Below are 20,568 nucleotides of genomic sequence, written 5' to 3'. Positions count from 1 at the left end.
CAAGTGATATCATGCTTTTAATATTTAATCAACAAAAGAAGGGTAACTCCTTGTTACAAAAAAGTTCGAGTAAATAATGATTTGTGTTTTTTGAATGATGTATAGAATTCCTTAGTGGAGTAAATCTCTAAAATCAATTTTTTTTCACGGGAATTTTATCACGACCAATACTGCCTTTTTTCAAAGCTTTGTAGTTTTCATAACAATCTAAAACGGCCTCAATTAACTGTAAATCAGAGGCTTTTTTGATAAAGTATTCAGAGTAATTACAATCAATCAATAACTCAGATAATTCTTGGCTGTCCATTCCTAAGTACTCCATCATTACTTCACGGTCAAATTTGCCTGCCAACATTTTTCGCAAATCGTCTTCGTGCTTTAATTTTTGCAGTTTTTTAAGTTGCTTGGGCTTGTTGCCAAAGAGATTGTATAAAAAATCAACCGGTTGAAAAAGAGCTGCAATAGGAGAGGAGAAATTTTTACGTTTTGGAGAGCCTACTTCATAAGTTTGTGGCAATCCGTTGATGTGAATTCGGGTAAAATTATCTTTAGGTACTTGTTTGATGTCAATTTCTAAAACCCCAATCAAGTTGGTCGATTTTATAATCACCTCACGCATCTCTTCTGAACGCTCATAGAGTGCAATTTCCAATTCGTTACCTTTAAGTAAGTCATTAGAAATCTTTAATTTGATGGATGAAAATCCTAAATAAGAAACTAAAATAGTATCATTTACTCTGGTAGGTAATTCAAAAAAACCATCTTCATCAGTAATAGTTCCTTCAACGGTATTTAAGTTTAAAATGTGTGCGGCACTCAATGCTTTTTTGGTTTCAGCATGAATAATTTGACCTTTTAGTAATTTTTTTCGGATGCTGTCATTTTGAGAAAAAGCAGTCAATGAAACCAATAAAAATACGAATAGCAGCGTTCTCTTCATAAAACAAAAATACGTATAAAACTTTCTGAAATGGTTAATAATTTGTGAAGAAATTCAATAAATTCTAAAAAAGTGCGCGTAACTGGATTCGAACCAGCACATTCTAATGAACACAAGCCCCTCAAGCCTGCGCGTCTACCAATTTCGCCATACGCGCTTTGAATAGAATTTTTTTAAAAAGTTAGTTTTTAAACGAACTTTGTATTGTGACCGGGCTGGGATTCGAACCCAGGACCCTTTCATTAAAAGTGAAATGCTCTACCAACTGAGCTACCAGGTCTTGAAAAAAATTTCAGGTTGCAAATATACTACCTATCTTATGAATTAGTCCTACATTTTTGAATAAATTTTCTCGATATTTGCCAAAAAGAAATCAATCATGCATATTGTTTTGTTGGGATATATGGCGTCTGGAAAATCAACTATTGGTAAATTACTTTCCGAGCATACCAAACAACCCTTTTTAGACTTAGACGAATACATTGCCCAAAAAGAAAAACTTTCCATTCCTGAAATTTTTTCACAAAAAGGGGAAATCTATTTCCGAAAAATTGAACATGAATGTTTAAAGGAAGTCCTTGAAAATTCTCAAGATGTTATTCTTTCTTTGGGTGGAGGCACTCCTTGTTATGCCAATAATATGGATTTGATTCATCAACAAAAAGCAGTGTCTATTTATTTAAGAGCTTCTATTGCTACTTTAACAGATAGAATTCTTAAGCAAAAAACTTCAAGGCCTTTGGTTGCCTTTTTATCAGATGAACAAGTGCCAGAATTTATTGCCAAACATCTTTTTGAACGACGCTTTTTTTATGAGCAAGCCCAACATACCATTGGCATTGATCACAAAAACGAAGCCACAATAGTTGCAGAAATTAATGCATTGTTATAGTAAATACGCGACTGCTTCTCCCTTAGAAAAATCAATATGAACATGCTCTTTGATAGATGTTGATAAAGACACTCCTTTAAAATCAGCTTTTACAGGATATTTTTTATGGTTTCTATCTACCAAAACAGCTGTTTTAAAACGTTGCAAAGGCACATCTAAAAAATGTTTTACTCCATATATTAAGGTAGTACCAGAATTTAATACATCATCTACCAAAACTAGAGATTTGTTCGTGTATTCGTCAACACTCAATGATGTTGTAATTGGATTTAATGGATTTTTCTTATTAATAGTTACCAAACAAATACGCACTTTGATGTCTGAAATTTCAGAGAGAACAGCTACTAGTTTTTCTGCAAAAATATATCCATTGCCAATGATGCCTGCAATTACAACTTCTTTCTCCTCTGAATTGCTTTCATATATTTGATAGGCTATTCGTTTGATGCGTTGATGTATTTGAACCGAATTTAAAATGATGTTGTGTTCTTTCGTCATATGATTTCGTTTGTTGCTTCTTGATATCCTTCTATATCTCTTCGATCTTTTTTGGTGGGTCTTCCTTCGCCTTTTTTGCGGTAATAGTCTTTGGCAAATTGTAGCAATTCATTTTTTTCAAATTCTTCTTTCGGAGTCAAATCTTTTCGATACAAATCTACTAATTTGGCGCCAACTCTGCTTTCAGGGATGTCTAATACTTTTAGTTGGTAATTGATTTGTTCTTTTCGAACTAAAAGCAATTCATTGCCAAAAATTTCACGAGAAGGTTTTACGTTGCTTCCACCAATTTTTACATGTCCTTTTTTACAAGCCTCTGTTGCCAAACTTCGCGTTTTATATATTCGAATGCACCACAAATATTTATCTATTCTCATAAAAAAGTTAAAAAATTCTTTTTGTCTTTCTACAAAGGTATAAAAATGGTAAATTGCGCCCTAAAATTTTACAGTTAAATGACAAAAATAAAAAACAGTATTCTTGTACTACTTTTCTCGTTGATAATTTATGCTTGTGGTGATGACAATGCTTTTCGTAATCCATTTGCCGATGTTGATCATGAAGCACTAGCAATTTCTGACAATGACTCTATTGTAAAGTTTTTAAAAGCTCACTATTATGATGCAACAGAAGATGTGTTAAAGCCTTTAGAAACTGGCAAAACAGCATTATTTGACGATTCAAAATTAAAAATAAAGGAGGTAACTGAGAATAACATCAACTATAAATTGTATGTATATGTGATCAATGAAGGCAGTGCAGCTCCTGATCCTGATAAAGGATTTCCAACAGTGGTAGATTCTGTTTTTGTAAAATATGCAGGTAGAACTTTTTCAGGGACTACATTCAATGCAAACGAATTTGACTCTAATACTTCCGGAATTTGGTTCAATTTGAATGCTGTAATTGCGGGTTGGACTTACGGAATGACAAGTTTTAAAGGAGGTTCTTTAAAAAAAGAAGCTAATGGAGACCCATTTAACGGACCTATTACATTTTTAAACAGCGGAAAAGGAATTATTTTCATTCCCTCTGGTTTGGCATATCCTTCTTCTAGAGCACAAAATCAATCAAGCAATTTGGTTGATACTAATTTGTTTTTCTTCGTGGATTTACTAGATTTTGTGAAAGATACAGATCAAGATAATGACAACGTACCAAGTATTTTAGAAGATTTGGATGGTGATGGTGATGTAAATAATGATGATACTGATAAAGACGGACTTCCAAATTATTTTGATGCAGATGATGATGGTGATGGTATTTTGACCAAAAATGAAGATGCCAATGGCGATGGTGATCCAACCAACGATTTTAGCGATCCTAACAATCCAACATTACCAGACTATTTGAATAAGAATATTAAATAATATATACCCAACCAACTACTTTAAAAGCTCTTTACATTATTTTGTAAAGAGCTTTTTTATAGAAAAAGTTAACCATTTTTAAGAGTGGTTTTTTAGTCGAAACAAAAATCAAAAGCCTTTGCAACCATCAATCATTTTTTTAGAAGAAAAAAAATTAGTCGGAAAAAAACTCCAAATGTCTTTAGTAAGTAATAAGACAGCAGTTTTATGGGAAAGTTTTATGCCTCATCTTTCAGCAATTCAAAACAAAGTTTCAAACGATTTATTTTCGTTACAAGTTTATGATAAAAACTATTTTGAGGAATTTAATCCCCAAAAAGAATTTTTAAAATGGGCGTTGATTGAAGTTACTGATTTTGATAATGTTCCACCATCTTTAGAAACCTTTGTAATTCCGTCAGGACAATATGCTGTTTTTATTCATAAAGGTGATACAAAAGAATTTTACAAAACTTCGCAATATATTTATGGGACTTGGTTACCAAACTCAAATTTTGTATTGGATGACAGACCTCATTTTGAAATTTTAGGCGAAAAAACAAAAAATGACGATCCAAATTCAGAAGAAGAAGTATGGATTCCTATAAAAGCAACAAAAGGAATTTTTTAAAAAAAACTAATTTTGTAATTCTTTACACGAATCATCAATTATAATCCTAATACCTTATGAAAGCTCCCAACAAAGACCTTCCATTTCCTTTAGAAAATTATGACAAACTTTGTTTTTTAAAGAATGTCATCACAAATCCCAATATAATTGTGGGTGATTACACCTATTATGCTGATTTTGAAAATGTAGCTAATTTCGAGAAAAATGTATTGTATCATTTTGATTTTGTGGGAGATAAACTTTTTATAGGAAAGTTTTGCATGATTGCTTCTGATGTTAAATTTATCATGAATGGTGCAAATCATTTGACAGATGCAATTTCTACGTATCCATTTGCCATTTTCGGAAATGCTTGGCAGCATGCAATGGAAGGAAAATCCTATCCTCAAAAAGGAAACATAACGATTGGTAATGATGTTTGGATTGGTTATAATGCAACAATTATGGCAGGTGTTACCATTGGTGATGGTGCTATTATTGCTGCAAATGCAACTGTTGTTAAAGATGTAGCTCCTTACACAATTGTGGGAGGAAATCCTGCAAAAGAAATTAAAAAACGTTTTTCTGATGAAACAATTGCAGCCTTACTAAAACTAAAATGGTGGGATTGGGATATTGAAAAAATTACCCAACATGTGCAACATCTAACAGGAAATGAAATCGAAAAATTACTTCCATAAATTGTAAGGTTTTGTTATGAATTTCGACGAAATCAATTGTACATTTGTTCTATGATATGCTTTTCTTTAGTGGTAATTTAGAGGAGTATATAACACGCTAAAACTTAGAATTTTATATTAATATGACTCCTTGGATTATTCTTATTTCGTACCTAATTATTCTTTTACTGATTGATTTTTTTATACTTCATAAAAAGGATACAGTAACTACAGTAAAAAGAGCCATTTTCGAAACGATATTTTTTATTACGAATGCTTTACTGTTTACGGGTCTTATTTATTATTTCTACAGTAATGGAATGGTTGAAAATGTTACCAATTTGACACCTACAAATGCGGTTATCAAATACTTAACAGGGTACATTATCGAATTGTCTTTGAGTGTTGATAACCTCTTTGTCATTGCTATCATTTTTACTTCATTTAAAATTCCTGCAAAATTTCAACACAAATTATTGTTTTTAGGAATTTTAGGTGCCATTGTTTTTCGTGCCATTTTGATTAGTGTAGGAATTGTGTTGATCAATAAAATTCATGGAATGAGCATCATTTTTGGATTATTCCTCTTGTTTACGGCGCTAAAAATGTTGAAAAAAGAGGCAGAACATAAAGAAATTGAAGAGCCAAAAGGATTGAAAAGATTATTTCATTTCAGCAAAGAATTTGACGGTGAAAAATACATTACAAGAATCAATGGAAAACGTGCTTTTACTGCGCTTTTTGGGGCATTAATCACCATTGAATTTACAGATTTATTATTTGCATTAGACAGTATTCCTGCTATTTTCGCAGTAACAACGGATCCTTTTATTGTGTATAGTTCTAATATTTTTGCAATTATGGGATTGAGATCCTTGTATTTTTTCTTGTCAAATATGTTAGAGAGGTTTGTGTATTTAAAATACAGCGTGTTTTCAATTTTAGTATTTGTATCTTTAAAATTGATTACTGCTTCTTGGTTTGATATTCCTGAGTGGTTTTCACTTTTATTTATCTTTGTTTCACTTGCAATCGGAATTTATATTTCTACGTTGAAAACTAAGAAAGAATAAAAATCTTTATTCATTTATTTTTCTTTCAAATTTATTTATTTTAAATTAGAGTTATACTTGATATATTCCTACTAATTAGTTACTTTAATTTTCTTAAATACATAGCAATTTTATTGTTATTTATATGCAATATTATTGCTTTTTAAATTTTATTTAGATTTATTATAAATAATTTTGTTGTTTGACTTCCTGTAAATATATTTGTCAAAAATATTATTTATATTAAGTCTAAACAAAAACAATGAAACATCTAATTCAAATTCTTACAGTTTTTTTGCTGTCAAGTGCAGCATTTTCACAAAGTGGAACAATAACAGGAAAAGTAGTAGACAATACACAAATGCCGTTATTTGGTGTCAATATTTCTCTCAAAAACACATCCAAAGGAACACAATCTAATGAAAATGGTTTCTTTGAAATTAACAATTTACAATCAGGAGATTATGAATTAATACTATCATATATTGGTTTTAAAACAAAAGAAATTGCAGTTACAATCTCCAATAACCAACCCTTAAAACTCGATTCAATTATTCTTTTTGAAGGAAATGAAATTCTAGAAGAGGTAATTATTGAAGGTGAACGTAGAAATAAGTTTTCAAGAAAACAAACAGCTTATGTATCTAAACTTTCATTAAAAGATATTGAAAATTCTCAAGTTTATAGCACCATCACTAACGAACTTTTGAAATCACAAATAGTTACTAATTTTGATGATGCTTTAAAAAATGCAACTGGTGTTGAGAGTTTATGGGCTTCAACAGGAAGAGGAGGAGATGGAGCTGGATATTATGCTTTGCGTGGTTTTTCTGTACAACCTCAACTTGTTAATGGATTGCCAGGATTGACAAATGGAACCATAAATCCAGCAAATATTGAGCGTATTGAAGTATTGAAAGGGCCTTCAGCAACTTTCTTTGGAAATGCTGTGAGTTCATACGGTGGTCTTATCAATGTAGTAACCAAAAAACCTTATGCAGGAACTGGAGGAGAATTGTCATTTACATCAGGAAGTTATGGTTTGAATCAAATTGTGGGTGATTTTAATACTGCTTTAAACAAAAATGAAAATCTCTATTTCAGATTCAACACAGCTTACACAACTGAACAAAGTTTTCAGGATGCAGGTTTTAGAGAATCGTTTTTTGTAGCTCCTTCTTTATCATACAAAGTAAATAATAAATTATCTTTTTCTTTTTATGGAGAAATTACACAAGCTACACAAACAAATCCCATGTTTTTATTCTTGAATAGAAGTGCACCAACAGAAGCTTCAAACCTTGAAGAATTGGGTTACAATAACAAATTATCTTTTACAAGTAACGATTTAACATTGCAAAATCCAACTCAGAATTACAGAATAGAAATGGATTATAAATTGTCAGATTCTTGGCAGTCACAAACATTGCTTTCCAAAAGTTCAACATCAACAAATGGATATTATTCTTATTTATTTGATTTCGGAATTTTAGGCGGAAATACCTTTACAAGATACATCAATAAGCAAAATGCCAACACACAAACTACAGATATTCAGCAAAATTTTATAGGTGATTTTAAAATAGCTTCTATGAGAAATAGAATTGTTGTAGGCTTGGATTATTTCAACGAAACTCAAGTAAATAATAGTACTGGATATGCTTTTTATGGAAATATAACACCAAATGGAGGATCAAATGGCGACAATCCTTTTACATCCAATATAGAAAATGATACATTTCCGCTATCAACTTCGGCTGTAGATGCAGTTTTAGCATCACAAGGTGTTGCAAACGTAAAATCAACCTATCATATTTACAGTTTGTATTTTTCGGATGTATTGAATATCACTGATAAATTTTCTGCAATGCTTGGTTTGCGTTTAGATCATTTTAATAATGATGGAAATATTACCAATATCACTGATGATTTTGACCAAACAACATTCTCACCAAAGTTTGGGTTGGTATATCAACCTATAAAAGATAAACTTTCGCTGTTTGGAAATTATCAAAATGGATTTACAAATGTTGCACCTCAATTGGTTGGAAATCCTGCTGATGGACCTCAAACATTACAAAATTTTGATCCTGAACAAGCTAATCAATTAGAATTTGGTTTCAAAACCAATTTATTCAACAATCGATTAAATGCAACTGTAAGTTATTATGACATCAAAGTGAAAGATCGTGTAATTACAGATCCTGCATCTCCATTCAATAAAATTCAAGGCGGTGAAATTGTAAGCAAAGGTTTTGAAATTGAAATCAATGCCAATCCATTTCAAGGATTAAATATAAGAGCAGGTTTCAGTAATAATGATAGTGAAACTACAAAATCTGATAATATCCAAATTTTAAATAGACGACCTTTAGAAGCAGGTCCTGAAATCTTATATAATTTTTGGGCAAACTATGAATTTCAAAAAGGCGCATTAGATGGATTTGGTTTTGGAGCAGGATTTAATGGCGCTAGCGAGCGTTTTGCCATAAACTACCTATCAACAGGCGAGTTTATATTACCTAGTTATACAGTTGTAAATACTTCCGTTTTTTATCAAGGAAATAAATACAGCATTGGATTGAAATTGAATAATGTCTTTAATAAAGAATATTACAAAGGCTGGACAACCATAAATCCACAACAACCACGCGCTTTATTAGCCAATATTTCATATCAATTTTAATTAATGTTCTAAAAAGGGCAGCTTTCAAAAGTTGCCCTTTTAAAAAATAGAAAGAATATGTCCGTAAGAAAAATACTATTTCAATTACATAAAATTTTAGGCATTACAACAGGTTTGGTTGTTTTTATTGTGGCAATTACAGGCTGTTGTTGGACTTTTAAAGACGAAATTGAATCATTGTATGATGATTACAAAAAAGTAACACCTCAAGACAAGGAGAGGTTAACCCCAACAAAGGCAAGAGATATCGCAAAAGAAATTTTTCCAAACAATTCAATTCACGGAACTGTATTTAAAAAAGCAGATGATGCTATTGAAGTCATTTTTTATGACGCAACTCCCGAATTTTACCAAAGTATTTTTCTAAACCCATATACTGGAGAGGTTATCAAGATAAATGACCATCTTTCAGGATTTTTTGCGTTTGTTTTAAAAGGGCATATGCGTCTTTGGTTGCCTAAAGAAATTGGAGAGCAAATTGTTGGAGTTTCAATTTTAATTTTCCTTTTAATTATTATATCTGGGGTCTTTTTATGGGTTCCAAAACAACGCAAAAACTTAAAAAAGAGAATGTTATTTGATTGGAAAAATACCACAGGTTGGAAACGTAAAAATTTTGATTTGCATAGCATTTTAGGTTTTTATGTATGCTTTTTTGCTTTTATTATTGCCTTAACGGGTTCAATAATGTCTTATAATTGGCTAAAATACGGGGTGTATAAATCTATTGGAGGTGAAAAAGAAATAGCATTTATCATACCTGAAAATAAAGGAACAAAAACTGATTTTTTAAGCACACCTCCTATGGATTTATTGATTACAAAATTATCAAAAGAAAACCCTACAGCAGTAGCTTTTGAATTGCATTATCCAAAAACTAAAGAGGAAAGTATTTATGTTGAAATCTCAAATAGTAATGGATTGTATTATGATGCAGATTTTAGATTTTTTGATCAAAATACCCTAGAAGAAATTGGAACACCAAGTTTGTACGGAAAATACGAAAACGCAAAAACAGCTGACAAAATTCTTAGAATGAATTATGACATTCACATTGGTGCTATTGGCGGAATTGTTGGAAAAATAATTGCTTTTTTATCAAGTTTGCTCATAGCAACTTTACCAATAACAGGTATTTTATTGTGGTATGGCAGGAAATATAAAAACAAATAGATTGATAAACTACAATCTATAAGACAATCCCACAATAATTTGATTTACACGAGTGTCAAATTGAACTGTAGTTGCGCCATCTAAAAAACTAGATTCTATACTATTAAATCCACGTTCCCAACGAATGTCTAATCCTAATCTTCCCAATTCAATGCCACCTCCAAATTGCAAACCAACTGTAAATCCATCTCCATCAACATTTGGGATATCATTAATGCTAAATCCTTGATCCAATACATATTGAAAAGAAGGGCCAATATAGATATTGCCTATACCTAAAATCTTTTTGCCTAACAACACAGGAATGTCAATTTTTTGAAAGCTAAAAGTGGTGTTTTTTTGCACCAAACCATTGTCATATTGGAGGGTGTTTTCAAGATTTGTGTACACCAATTCAGGGCGTAAATACAAACCAATAACCGGAATTTTAAAACGCAACCAAATACCAGCATGATATCCAGTTTTGCTTTTTGCGCCATCAAAAACATCTTCACTTTTACATCTTGAATAGCATTGGAATTGTAATTGATACCGCCTTTAATTCCGAAATGGACTTGCGAATTTGCAGCTTGATGTAATCCAAATAAAAAACATGCTACTAAAAGTACTTTTTTCATACGATTTGTTTTAATGATTTCAATTACAACGCATAAAGGCAAGTGTTTATTTCCTTGCCATTACTTTTTTAGCCGCTTTTACAACAGCAGCAGCATCCAATCCGTATTTTGCCATCAATTGTTCGGGAGTTCCTGATTCACCAAAAGTATCATTGGTTCCTACAAATTCTTGTGGAGTAGGAGCGTTCAATGCCAAAGTTCTAGCAATACTTTCGCCCAAACCACCTAAAATATTATGCTCTTCTGCAGAAACAATACAACCTGTTTTGGCAACCGATTTTAAAATGATTTCTTCATCCAAAGGTTTAATGGTGTGGATATTGATCACTTCTGCACTGATACCTTGTGCTTTCAATTGCTCAGCAGCTTGTAAGGCTTCCCAAACCAAATGACCTGTTGCTACAATAGTTACATCTGTTCCTTCTGTTAACAAAATCCCTTTTCCAATAACAAAAGGCTCGTCAGCAGGCATGTATACAGGCACTTTTGGACGCCCAAAACGCAAATACACAGGACCATCAAAATCTGCAATAGCAATGGTTGCAGCCTTTGTTTGGTTATAATCACAAGGATTGATAACAGTCATTCCTGGCAACATTTTCATCAACCCAATATCTTCTAAAATTTGATGAGTAGCGCCATCTTCACCCAAGGTAACTCCTGCATGCGAAGCACAAATTTTTACATTTTTACCAGAATACGCCACAGATTGACGAATTTGATCATACACTCTTCCTGTTGAAAAATTGGCAAAAGTTCCTGTAAACGGAATTTTTCCTCCAATGGTTAAGCCAGCTGCAATACCAATCATGTTGGCTTCTGCAATGCCCACTTGGAAAAATCGATCAGGATTTTCTTTGATAAAGTCATCCATTTTTAAGGATCCAATTAAATCAGCACATAGCGCAACTACGTTTGGATTTGTTCTTCCTAATTCTGTAAGGCCATCACCAAAACCAGAACGTGTGTCTTTCATTTCTGTGTATGTGTATTTTTTCATTTTGTGGTATTGTGTTGTAAATAGGTTGTAAAAATAGTATTTTCTTTAATGTTTCAGGCTATAATTTCATCAATTCTTCATAGAGTTTATGAACAGGCAAACCCATTACATTGAAATAACTTCCTTCAATTTTTTCGATGCCAATAAATCCAATCCATTCTTGAATTCCGTATGCACCTGCTTTGTCAAAAGGTTGGTAATTTTTAATGTAAAAACGGATTTCTTCATCCGAAAGTTCTTTAAAAAAAACACGCGTAGTATCATTAAAAAGCTTTTGAAAATTGGCGCTTTTAATGCTTACGGATGTAATCACTTCGTGCATTTTTCCTGACATTTTTCGCAACATTTCAAAAGCTTCTTGCTCATTCGCTGCTTTTTCTAAAGGCTTGTTTTCTAACCAAACAATGGTATCAGACGTAATCACCAATTCATTTTCCTTTACATTGGTAAACGCTTTTGATTTTAAATCTGCTAAATAATTGGTGATTTCAGCTCCTTGTAAATGTGCGGGATAAACTTCATCCACCGATTTTACTTGAATGGTAAAATCAATGCCAAGGTCTTTAAAAAACTGTTGTCTTCTGGGAGAACCTGACGCTAAAATAACCTTGTAGTTTTTAAGTTTTTGATTAAGCATTAAAACTTTTTTTAATCCTTGCTAAGTCTATTTTATTGTCTCTGTCTTTAATCACTTCGCGTTTGTCGTGGGTTTTTTTACCTTTTGCCAAGGCAATTTCTAATTTGGCAAAACCACGTTCATTCAAAAATAATTTTAACGGAACAATGGTATTTCCTTTGGCTTCCACATCTTTTTTAAGATTGCGCAATTCGCGTTTATTCAACAATAGCCTGCGTTCACTTTTCGGATTGTGGTTAAAATGATGTCCAAAAGCATATTCTTCAATATACATATTGATGATGAATAACTCACCATCTTCATTAAATTCGCAAAAACTTTCGGTAATACGTGCTTTACTTTCTCTGATTGATTTGATTTCAGTACCTGTCAATTGAATTCCAGCCACATAAATGTCCAAAATTTCAAATTCGAAACGGGCTTTTTTATTTTGAATATTGATTTTTTTCTGAACAGTCATCAATGAATGTTTTTTTGATTAAAAACGGTTACAAAGATACATTTTTAGTTTCGTGAAAGAAATGTAATTTTGCATCCAATTTACAGACCAACACAAAAACAATCCATGAAATACCTATTTTTAGTCGCCATAAGTTTGTTAATTTCTTGTCAAACAGCCAAAAAGGAGTTAACCGCTCAAGAAATTATAGACAAAGCCATGATGGTTGCAGGAGCTGATAAGGTAGCAAATGCCGATATTTCGTTTGATTTTAGAGATAAAAGCTACGAAGCTATTCGTAAAAATGGCGTTTTTCAATTAAAGCGCTCTTTTGATTCAATTACGGATGTGTTGAGTAACCAAGGTTTTCAACGATTTGTTCATGGAAATCAAATTCAACTTTCGGATTCTTTAGCGAATGTTTATGCAAATTCAGTAAACTCGGTGCATTATTTTTCGGTATTGCCTTATGGTTTGAATGATGCTGCTGTGCGTAAAAAACTGTTGCCTTCCACTGACATACAAGGAAAAGAATATTATAAAATTGAAGTGAGTTTTTCAGAAAATGGAGGAGGAGAGGATTTTGAAGATGTATTTATCTATTGGATTGATGCACAAAGTTTTACCATGGATTACTTAGCGTACTCATTTCATACCAATGGTGGAGGAAAACGTTTCAGAGCTATAAAAAATGCAGCACTTGTTGAAGGCATTCGTTTTGTAAATTTCGACAATTACCAACCTACAAACGAAGCAATTTCTTTATCGGATTTAGATATAGCTTTCGAAAAAAATCAGCTCAAAAAACTTTCTGAAGTGGTACTAGAAAATATCCAAGTACGCCTTTTTTAAAAATAGGTACAACACCTTTTCTGCATCAAATTGGCAAGGTTTGTTATTGGTATCTTATGCTAGTGCAATTCCATACGTGCATAACTGCTAGCGCCTCAGTGCGAATTTGCAAACGGGTACGTGAGCAACTGTCAATTAATTGTACAATTAATCTAAAATAGTTGTATAACTTATTTAAATAAATTGTAAAACTTCTCTAGAAAAATTGTGTTATATTTGGGTACTCAACTACGTGCGCAGTAGCAATTGAGTACGTACGCAGTTGTTACTGCACACTGAAGGAGTTGCAACAATGTACCTACAATAGTTTTATAACAATTACCAACCCACAGCCAATATAATAAAAGTCTTACAACGAGTGTGTTTGTGTTGAAAGAGGTGTAGGGTGTTTTTCCTGTATTTGCTATAGCTGTGGTGATTGTATTTATTTATTTGTATTTTGTGATGCGAAAAAATGCGCTATAGTCTGTGAAATGTTACATAAACTTGCGTTTATTAACCTGTTAGCAAATATTTAAAAAAAATCGACATTTAAAAAATATAATGGAATACGATAAAATAAAAATTGCTAAACTTTATAATACAGCTCGGAAAAAAGCAGAAAAAGAAATTAAGACTTGTTATCATCCAAATTGCAATCTAAATTCAATAAACTCACATATTCTTCAAAAAAATGGAATTTTATCATCAATAGCTGAAGAAAATCATCTTTGGGAGCATCAAATAAATCTATTCAGAGATGATAAGTTTTACTTTAAAAGAACAGGTATAAACGAAGTTTTTTCATTTAAGTGTTTTTGTAAAATTCACGACAATGAGCTTTTTAAAAAAATTGAAAGTAATAAAGAAATAGATTTTACAAATTACGAATCTCGGTTATTATTTACATTGAGAACTATTTATAACGAAAAATTCAGAAAAGAAGTTATAATAGGAATGTTTGAGCTTTTTATAGAGAATGGAGACTTAAATGATTATCAAAAGGATATTTCTCGTGAACATATTAATCAACAAAAACTTGGAATAAGTGATATTGAAAAAATTGAATTAGATATTTGGTTTGACTTAAAGAACAAAACCGAATCTTTCGTATTTGAAGTTAGAGAAATAGAACAAATTGAAATGTGTATTTCAGCCTTTTACAATTACGAAACAACACTTGAAATGAATGAATATAGAATTAAATATGGTTATGAAATGGAAAGAATTTCTGATATTTTTTTAAATCTATTTCCTTACAAAGACAAGTCGATTTTAATAATGGGTTATAATAAAAAAGACGAAAAAAAAGTTAAGTCATATTTTTATACTTTCTTTAAAGAATCTGAAAAAAGGTTACAAATAAAATTAACTAATCTATTTTTATTTGCGTTTGAAACTTGGGTTGTTTCAGATAAATTTTACAAACAAAAAATAAAAGGAATTGAAGAAATATTTGGTTTTGCAACAAAACTTATGGCTGAGACAATGAATGAACGTTTGTATTATTCATTAAATTTCTGTTCTGATAATTTCAAGTCTGATATGAGAAAGTGGAGAAAAACATTTGCTAACAACGCATAACAAAAATGGCGATATTTGTGGCTGAAACGAGAGTTTTGTGTATTTTTAACAAAATAAAATTTAACTGAAAACCTTGCGCATTTTAAGTCGCAACTTATGTTATGCAAGAACCGATGTGCAATATTTGAGAAAAACTTATGGGATTTAATATAAAAGTAGTAGAAGATTCACTAATTTCTTGCGGAAGACATTGCTCTTTGTGTCATAAGTTTTGTGGAACTAAAATTGAACTACATCATATTAAGCAAAGAAAAGATGGTGGAGAAGATTCTTTCGATAATTGTTTACCTTTATGTTTTGATTGTCACGCAGATGTAATGCAATATAATCCGCAACACCCAAAAGGAAAAAAATACACAGAGTCGGAATTAAAACGTCATCGTAATAATTGGTACGAGAAAGTTAAAAACAGTGAGGGTTCTGTAATAACTGACTTAAATTATTTGAATCTTGACAGAGCTACATTTGAAAGATTAAATGAACTTTTAGACAGTAAAAGTTTGATGTTTTTTATAAAACAAAACGAATTTGTTGGCGGACCTTTTCCAGACAAAATTTACCAAGATATTTATAAATTTCTTATTGAATGTAAATTACCTGAATTTGAATTTATAGATGCCGATTTAGAGGGCTTAAAATCAGAACTAAAACAGAATTTTGAAAAATTGGATGAATTGATTTCTAAATATACGTTTGGTGCTGGTCCTGACAGACAAGGTATTCCAAGAGAATGGGAAATGCAACAACCTGAAAGACTTGACAAAGCAATCGAAGAATTTACAAAATTCACACAAATTGTATCTTACAATTATGAAACTTTAATTAAACTAGGACGAAGAAAATTATATGGAAATTAAAAAGCGTTGCATAACAATGGCAATAAGTAATTGCTTGTTCTAGCTTAATTTAGAAATTCCTACTGAATTACCAACTTGGTTTGTATTTCTAAAGTTGAGTTGTTAAAATAAGTAACTAATCATAGCCGAGATTAAGTTGTAAGTTTAATTACTTAGTTATTACTTTTAAAAATGGAAAAGTCACTAACGTATAAACAATTATTAACCAATTTTAATTACTTGTTTCTTAGTTTTAAATCAATCTATGCTACTTATATTATTTGTATTTTAGTAATTAAATGCTTCCAAGATATTTTTTGTAAAGTGTTTTCTAATTTTTATTAAATTTACTTTTTGCTATTGAAAAAATTCCATGAAATTACTTGACAACATTATTTTACAACAAACCTCTCCAACTTTTTTTATTGTAAGTATTATTGCTGTATTATTATTTATTGTGATAATTGGAGTAGTTGGTGGTTCTAAAGAAAAGAATGATAATAAACAAAAAGAAGATTGGGTTCTAAATAATTCTGATAAATTTAAAATACAAGATGATTTTATTTTAAATTTTATAAACCCACTTTCCATACAAACTCCGAAATGTAATAAATGTAATAGTAATGTTTATAATATTTGGGACATAAACTCTCGTGAATTAAATTTAAAATGTGCTGAATGTAAAAAAAATTATAAATTAGAATTAATTGAGGAATCTACAGTTGCTATAAATTCTATTTCAAAATACATTGAATTCGTCCAAGAGGCTTTGATAAATGGTAATGAAAAAATCAGAGAGTATTTAAAAAATAAGTTAATTTATAATTTTTCTTCTTTAAGAAATAATCAACCTTTAATAAGAGCAATTAGTTTTGTAACTAAATCAGAAAAAATAGCTACTTCAACTAAATTTAATTTTAAACTAATTGGTTACACAAATTATTATAATTTCAATAAGGATGAATATTTTGAAAAGGAAAATATTGAACTAAAAGATCTCAACAGTTTGTTTTTTCATAATGAAGTGAAGGATAACATAATAAAAACTTTTGATGAAAATCTTTCAAAAAATCAAATTACTCTTCAAATGCCAGCAATAATATTTGGTGTGCAAAAAGAAATTACAATTTACAGAAATGGATTACTTGAAAACAAAATTGACGATATTAAGAATCAAATAAAAGAAAGTAGAAGAATTTCTCAGTCAACTAAAGATAAAGTATGGCGAAGAGATGAAGGTAAATGCGTTGAGTGTGGATCTAAAGAAAAATTAGAGTTTGATCACATAATACCATTTTCAAAAGGCGGTTCAAATACCTACAGAAATATACAATTATTATGTGAACCCTGTAATAGGAGTAAATCAGATAAAATTGGATAATTTATTGATATCGTTTTTTTGTTGAATTCAAAACTCTAAACAACTGCTATAAAAATGAAATTGAAATAATTGATTAATAAACTGGTTGCAAATCCAAACTAATAACTATTACTAAAGGTTAAACCTTATTCCACCTTAATAATTTTAGCAACTTTTGAGTTTCCAATAATGGTTACTACATACAAACTACCATTGTCATCATCGCTCATATCTTCGTACTTTTTTTCTCCTAAAATAGCATTGACAAAAGCAGGAGTAGTGTTGCTATGTCCTACAATCAACACTGTTTTTCCGTATGTGGCTTTTTGAAAATCAGGCGCATACAATTCTCTAGGATTGTACGATTGTATAGAGAGTTTTTTATCATCAGCAGTAGGTTGTGCTGTTTGTTGCGTTCTTTTGTAATTGGTGCTATAGACAGCGTCTAAAGGGATGTTTTTAAAATAAGATGCCCATTTTTTAGCGCGCGCAATTCCGAAATTATTCAAATCAGGATTTGAGTTTGTGGCATCTGTTCTGTCTTTTTCTGCATGACGAATTAAATAATAAGTAGTGGTAGTTTCTTGTTGACAAAAAGAACAAAAAATCAGTGCTAAAATCAGTAGTTTTTTCATGTAAGGTATTTTGAATAACGAAAATAACAAAAAAAAGCTGTCTTGTGAGACAGCTTTTTCAATACATAATGTTAAAAATTACTTTTCTACCAAATCAGATTGATTTCTAAATACCAATTTCTCATCAAAAGCATCCAATAAAATGATGCTATCCGTAGTTATTTTTCCAGATAAAATTTCTTTAGAAAGTTGGTTCAAGACCTCTTTTTGAATGACTCTTTTTACAGGACGCGCCCCAAACTCAGGTTGATATCCTTTTTTAGCCAAATAAGCAATTGCTTCATCTGTAGCATCTAAGGTAATTTCTTGTTTTGCAATCATCTTTTTGATGAGATCCAATTGCAAACGAACAATCTCAAAAATATCTTTTTTGTTGAGAGGTGTAAACATGATCACATCATCAATTCTGTTTAAAAATTCAGGCCTTACAGATTGTTTTAGCAACCCTAAAACTTCAATTTTCGCTAGTTCAGTTACAGACTCTAAATCCGCTTTTGGATCACTGAATTTTTCTTGAATGATATGGCTTCCCATGTTGGAAGTCATGATGATAATCGTGTTTTTAAAATCAGCCACACGTCCTTTATTATCTGTCAATCTGCCTTCATCCAACACTTGCAATAAGATGTTGAAAGTATCAGGATGCGCTTTTTCAATTTCATCCAACAACACTACAGAGTATGGTCTTCTACGAACAGCCTCTGTTAATTGACCACCTTCATCATAGCCTACATATCCTGGAGGTGCACCTACCAATCTGCTTACTGCATGGCGTTCTTGGTATTCGCTCATGTCAATTCGGGTCATGGCATTTTCATCGTCAAATAGATATTCAGCCAAGGCTTTTGCCAATTCGGTTTTTCCCACACCAGTAGTTCCTAAAAACAGGAAACTTCCAATAGGTTTGTTGGGATTTTGCAATCCAGCACGCGAACGTCTTACAGCATCTGCTACTGCAATTATGGCTTCTTCTTGACCAACCACTCTTTTGTGCAATTGCTGTTCTAATTTCAACAATTTTTCACGCTCTGTTTGAATCATTTTGGTAACAGGAATGCCTGTCCATTTGGCAACTACTTCTGCAATATCTTCATAGGTAACTTCTTCTTTGATGAGCGAATTTCCTTGTTGATTTTCAGATAAAGTTTTTTGAAATCCTTCTAATTGCTCTTGAGCCTCTTTAATTTTTCCGTATCTAATTTCGGCTACTTTTCCGTAATCGCCTTCACGTTCGGCTTTTTCAGCTTCTATTTTTAAATTCTCAATTGCTAATTTGGTAAGTTGGATATTGTCAACTACCTCTTTTTCAGATTTCCATTTCGCATTGATTTCATTGCGTTCTTCTTTCAAATTCGCCAAATCAGAACGCAACGATTTTAGTTTTGCTTCATCTTTCTCACGTTTGATGGCTTCAATTTCGATTTCTAGCTGCATGATTTTACGATCCAACACATCCAACTCTTCGGGTTTTGAATTGATTTCCATACGCAATTTTGAGGCAGCTTCATCCATCAAATCAATGGCTTTGTCAGGTAAAAATCGGTTGGTGATGTAGCGTTGAGACAATTCAACAGCCGCAATAATAGCTTCGTCTTTGATACGTACTTTGTGATGTGTTTCGTATTTTTCCTTGATGCCTCGCAAAATAGAAATGGCACTTTCGGTATCAGGCTCATCCACCAATACTTTTTGAAAACGGCGTTCTAGCGCTTTGTCTTTTTCGAAGTATTTTTGATATTCATCCAAGGTTGTTGCACCAATTGCACGCAATTCGCCTCTTGCCAACGCAGGTTTTAAAATATTGGCTGCATCCATAGCACCTTGACCACCTCCAGCACCAACCAAAGTGTGAATTTCATCGATAAATAAAACAATATCACCTTCAGAAGTAGTTACTTCTTTGATGACAGCTTTTAAACGTTCTTCAAATTCACCTTTGTATTTAGCTCCCGCAATTAAGGCACCCATATCTAAAGAAAAAATAAGCTTGTCTTTTAAGTTTTCGGGCACGTCACCATCTACAATTCTGTGCGCCAAACCTTCAGCAATCGCTGTTTTTCCAGTACCAGGTTCACCCACTAAAATAGGGTTGTTTTTGGTTCTTCGTGATAAAATTTGTAGTAAACGTCTAATTTCTTCATCACGTCCAATAACAGGGTCTAGTTTGCCATCTTGCGCTAATTGATTGAGATTTTTGGCGTATTTGTTTAAAGAATTATACGTTTCTTCTTGACTTTGTGAGGTTACTCTTTCACCTTTTCTGAGTTCTTCAATAGCACTAGTTAAGGCTTTTTCTGTAACACCTTGGTCTTTTAACACTTGGGCAATTTGGCTTTTCGATTTGAAAATTGCCAATATCAAATGTTCGATAGAAACAAACTCATCTTTCAAATTCTTAGCGATGATTGCAGCTTCGTTCAAAGCTTTTGAAGCTTCTCTAGAAAGCATGATTTCAGCTCCAGAAACTTTTGAAAAGCTTTGCAATTGTTTGTCTAATATTTGATTGACAACACTACTATTAATGTCTAATTTTTTCAATAAAAAAGGCAACACATTTTCATCAACTTCCGTTAAAGCCTTGTAAATATGCTCTATTTCTATTTGGTTATGACCATAACTTTGCGCTAATTGTTGCGCCATTTGTATGGTTTCTTGTGATTTTGTTGTAAAATTTTGAAAGTTCATTTTCGTTACTTTTTGTAAGAAATCATCAATTGTAATACCACTTGAAAAAGAAACTTAGAATCAG

Annotated in this window: 20 protein-coding genes and 2 tRNA genes; 11 read left to right on the top strand and 11 right to left on the bottom strand. The window is 31.6% G+C overall.

All coding sequences use genetic code 11. The features are described 5' to 3' along the window. Positions 1-133: 133 nt before the first annotated feature. From WHA43_RS02755 to WHA43_RS02745, 3 genes are all read right to left on the bottom strand, one after another. Positions 134-940 carry a carboxypeptidase-like regulatory domain-containing protein gene (locus WHA43_RS02755; RefSeq protein ID WP_105045627.1) on the bottom strand — a complete coding sequence of 269 codons (807 nt, stop codon included), beginning with the start codon at positions 938-940 and terminating at the stop codon, positions 134-136. A 73-nt stretch (positions 941-1,013) separates the two neighbouring features. Next, positions 1,014-1,097: transfer RNA gene (locus WHA43_RS02750), tRNA-Leu, on the bottom strand. Between the two features lie 50 nt (positions 1,098-1,147). Continuing rightward, positions 1,148-1,220 (bottom strand) — tRNA-Lys (locus WHA43_RS02745). A 99-nt stretch (positions 1,221-1,319) separates the two neighbouring features. On the opposite strand from WHA43_RS02745, the gene WHA43_RS02740 reads away from it, so the two are divergent. After that, positions 1,320-1,832: a shikimate kinase gene (locus WHA43_RS02740; protein WP_105045626.1), complete on the top strand. Its 513-nt coding sequence runs from the start codon at positions 1,320-1,322 to the stop codon at positions 1,830-1,832. On the opposite strand, the gene WHA43_RS02735 is transcribed toward WHA43_RS02740, so the two are convergent. Both WHA43_RS02735 and WHA43_RS02730 read right to left on the bottom strand, forming a co-directional pair. Then, positions 1,827-2,330 carry a phosphoribosyltransferase family protein gene (locus WHA43_RS02735; RefSeq protein ID WP_105045625.1) on the bottom strand — a complete coding sequence of 168 codons (504 nt, stop codon included), beginning with the start codon at positions 2,328-2,330 and terminating at the stop codon, positions 1,827-1,829. The two genes, WHA43_RS02740 and WHA43_RS02735, sit on opposite strands and share 6 nt — an antisense overlap. Continuing rightward, on the bottom strand, positions 2,327-2,707 hold the full coding sequence (locus WHA43_RS02730) for an RNA-binding S4 domain-containing protein (RefSeq protein ID WP_105045624.1): 381 nt from the start codon (positions 2,705-2,707) through the stop codon (positions 2,327-2,329). The genes WHA43_RS02735 and WHA43_RS02730 overlap by 4 nt, the downstream gene beginning before the upstream one ends. A 78-nt stretch (positions 2,708-2,785) precedes the next feature. On the opposite strand from WHA43_RS02730, the gene WHA43_RS02725 reads away from it, so the two are divergent. From WHA43_RS02725 to WHA43_RS02700, 6 genes are all read left to right on the top strand, one after another. Next, entirely contained in the window at positions 2,786-3,700 is a 915-nt protein-coding gene (locus WHA43_RS02725) for an FKBP-type peptidyl-prolyl cis-trans isomerase (protein WP_105045623.1), read from the top strand. A gap of 118 nt (positions 3,701-3,818) precedes the next feature. After that, the gene (locus WHA43_RS02720) at positions 3,819-4,310 is read left to right on the top strand and encodes a GyrI-like domain-containing protein (protein ID WP_105045622.1); all 492 of its coding nucleotides are present in this window, start codon (positions 3,819-3,821) and stop codon (positions 4,308-4,310) included. A 56-nt stretch (positions 4,311-4,366) separates the two neighbouring features. After that, complete coding sequence (locus WHA43_RS02715) at positions 4,367-4,990, top strand: CatB-related O-acetyltransferase (RefSeq protein ID WP_105045621.1); 624 nt, start codon at positions 4,367-4,369, stop codon at positions 4,988-4,990. Positions 4,991-5,112: 122 nt separating this feature from the next. After that, positions 5,113-6,042, top strand: a complete 930-nt coding sequence (locus WHA43_RS02710) for a TerC/Alx family metal homeostasis membrane protein (RefSeq protein ID WP_105045620.1) — start codon at positions 5,113-5,115, stop codon at positions 6,040-6,042. A gap of 241 nt (positions 6,043-6,283) precedes the next feature. Then, positions 6,284-8,707 (top strand): TonB-dependent receptor, encoded by a 2,424-nt coding sequence (locus tag WHA43_RS02705; protein WP_105045619.1) that lies wholly within the window; start codon positions 6,284-6,286, stop codon positions 8,705-8,707. A 57-nt stretch (positions 8,708-8,764) separates the two neighbouring features. Continuing rightward, positions 8,765-9,880 (top strand): PepSY-associated TM helix domain-containing protein, encoded by a 1,116-nt coding sequence (locus WHA43_RS02700; protein WP_105045618.1) that lies wholly within the window; start codon positions 8,765-8,767, stop codon positions 9,878-9,880. Positions 9,881-9,889: 9 nt separating this feature from the next. Here WHA43_RS02700 and WHA43_RS02695 read toward each other — a convergent pair whose 3' ends face one another. From WHA43_RS02695 to smpB, 4 genes are all read right to left on the bottom strand, one after another. Continuing rightward, entirely contained in the window at positions 9,890-10,318 is a 429-nt protein-coding gene (locus tag WHA43_RS02695) for an outer membrane beta-barrel protein (RefSeq protein ID WP_244904424.1), read from the bottom strand. A 225-nt stretch (positions 10,319-10,543) separates the two neighbouring features. Beyond that, complete coding sequence (locus tag WHA43_RS02690; RefSeq protein ID WP_105045617.1) at positions 10,544-11,497, bottom strand: transketolase family protein; 954 nt, start codon at positions 11,495-11,497, stop codon at positions 10,544-10,546. Positions 11,498-11,555: 58 nt separating this feature from the next. Continuing rightward, entirely contained in the window at positions 11,556-12,134 is a 579-nt protein-coding gene (locus WHA43_RS02685; protein ID WP_105045616.1) for a Maf-like protein, read from the bottom strand. Further along, positions 12,127-12,594 carry an SsrA-binding protein SmpB gene (gene smpB / locus WHA43_RS02680; protein WP_105045615.1) on the bottom strand — a complete coding sequence of 156 codons (468 nt, stop codon included), beginning with the start codon at positions 12,592-12,594 and terminating at the stop codon, positions 12,127-12,129. The genes WHA43_RS02685 and smpB overlap by 8 nt, the downstream gene beginning before the upstream one ends. 105 nt (positions 12,595-12,699) lie before the next feature. Here smpB and WHA43_RS02675 point away from each other — a divergent pair, with 105 nt between their 5' ends. The 4 genes from WHA43_RS02675 to WHA43_RS02660 all read left to right on the top strand — a co-directional run bounded on the left by WHA43_RS02675 (position 12,700) and on the right by WHA43_RS02660 (position 17,205). Next, positions 12,700-13,425, top strand: coding sequence for a DUF6503 family protein (locus WHA43_RS02675; RefSeq protein ID WP_105045614.1), 726 nt, complete (start codon positions 12,700-12,702; stop codon positions 13,423-13,425). A gap of 543 nt (positions 13,426-13,968) precedes the next feature. Further along, positions 13,969-14,988 (top strand): hypothetical protein, encoded by a 1,020-nt coding sequence (locus WHA43_RS02670; protein ID WP_105045613.1) that lies wholly within the window; start codon positions 13,969-13,971, stop codon positions 14,986-14,988. Positions 14,989-15,125: 137 nt separating this feature from the next. Continuing rightward, positions 15,126-15,845: an HNH endonuclease signature motif containing protein gene (locus tag WHA43_RS02665; RefSeq protein WP_105045612.1), complete on the top strand. Its 720-nt coding sequence runs from the start codon at positions 15,126-15,128 to the stop codon at positions 15,843-15,845. Positions 15,846-16,197: 352 nt separating this feature from the next. Beyond that, entirely contained in the window at positions 16,198-17,205 is a 1,008-nt protein-coding gene (locus WHA43_RS02660; protein WP_211290300.1) for an HNH endonuclease, read from the top strand. Positions 17,206-17,330: 125 nt separating this feature from the next. Here WHA43_RS02660 and WHA43_RS02655 read toward each other — a convergent pair whose 3' ends face one another. Together WHA43_RS02655 and clpB are read right to left on the bottom strand one after the other, a co-directional pair. Then, positions 17,331-17,819 (bottom strand): SixA phosphatase family protein, encoded by a 489-nt coding sequence (locus WHA43_RS02655; protein ID WP_105045611.1) that lies wholly within the window; start codon positions 17,817-17,819, stop codon positions 17,331-17,333. Between the two features lie 78 nt (positions 17,820-17,897). Continuing rightward, positions 17,898-20,504: an ATP-dependent chaperone ClpB gene (clpB, locus tag WHA43_RS02650; protein WP_105045610.1), complete on the bottom strand. Its 2,607-nt coding sequence runs from the start codon at positions 20,502-20,504 to the stop codon at positions 17,898-17,900. Between the last annotated feature and the right edge of the window lie 64 nt (positions 20,505-20,568).

Source organism: Polaribacter gangjinensis, from assembly GCF_038024125.1.
Classification (GTDB): domain Bacteria; phylum Bacteroidota; class Bacteroidia; order Flavobacteriales; family Flavobacteriaceae; genus Polaribacter; species Polaribacter gangjinensis.
The sequence above is the reverse complement of the archived record's forward strand: the minus strand, read 5'-3'. Positions and strand labels throughout refer to the sequence as shown.